The following is an 878-nucleotide window of genomic DNA, read 5'->3' as shown; positions in this document are numbered from 1 at the left end:
CGTTCGCATTTCAGGGTCCCCCAGAAGGCTTCCATGGGGCCATTGTCAATGCACCGGCCAACGCGGGACATACTCTGGGTCATTTTCGCTCTTTTCAGCTTCCGCTTGAATTTCTTCGACGTGTACTGAAATCCCCGGTCGCTGTGAAGCAGGGGGGCAGCGCCCGGTTCAACCCTGCGTGCCTTGGCCAGTGTATTAAATACGAGTTTGTTGTTGTTTGAATGCCCCAGCACGGCGGCAATAATCGTGTTGTCATGGAGGTCCAGGATCGCGCTGAGGTAGGCCTTCTTCCCGTTGCCATACTTCAATTCGGTTACGTCCGTCAGCCACTTCTCATTTGGTACATCTGCCTGAAATTTGCGATTCAACAGGTTTTCGGCGACATGCTGGGGGATGGAGCGCTTGTAGGGCTTTCTCTTCCTGCGGATGACCGACTGAATCCCGGCGAGTTTCATGAGCCGCAAGATGCGTTTGTGGTTAATCGGCTTGTTCATCTTTCGGATGAGCTGGACGGTATGCCGCCGGTAGCCGTAAATGCCTTGTACCTGGGCATGAAGAGCCTGCATGTGCTGCGTCAACTGCTCGTTTTCTTGCTCCCGCAGACTCGGCTTGTGGCTAATCCATTTGTAATAGCTGGACCGCTCAATTCCGGCAATCTCACACAGCAGCTTCACGCTACAGCCTTGTTCTTCATGTACGGCTTGTATGGCGCGGTAGACATGCACTTGCCGGTGTCGGCCTAGCCTCGCCTCCCTCTCAATTCCCTCAACTTTTTTAAGAATGCATTCTCCGCCTTCAGCCGCTCAATTTCATACGTTAGCTTCTTTAGCTCCATCTGGTGGCGTTCGGCCTCGGTCAGCTCCTCCGGCGCCTTCTTC

1 protein-coding gene is annotated in these 878 nt (G+C 54.0%); it reads right to left on the bottom strand.

Annotated elements, in window-relative coordinates; translation table 11 throughout:
- Nucleotides 1–725 (bottom strand): IS3 family transposase (locus H7C19_RS31915; RefSeq protein WP_313732051.1); only part of this gene is annotated, 725 nt, incomplete at its 3' end.
- Nucleotides 726–878 lie beyond the last annotated feature (153 nt).

Origin of the sequence: Cohnella nanjingensis (genome assembly GCF_014212125.1) — a bacterium.
Lineage (GTDB): Bacteria > Bacillota > Bacilli > Paenibacillales > Paenibacillaceae > Cohnella > Cohnella nanjingensis.
Note: the sequence above shows the minus strand (reverse complement) of the source record. Positions and strands in the feature narration are given on the sequence as shown.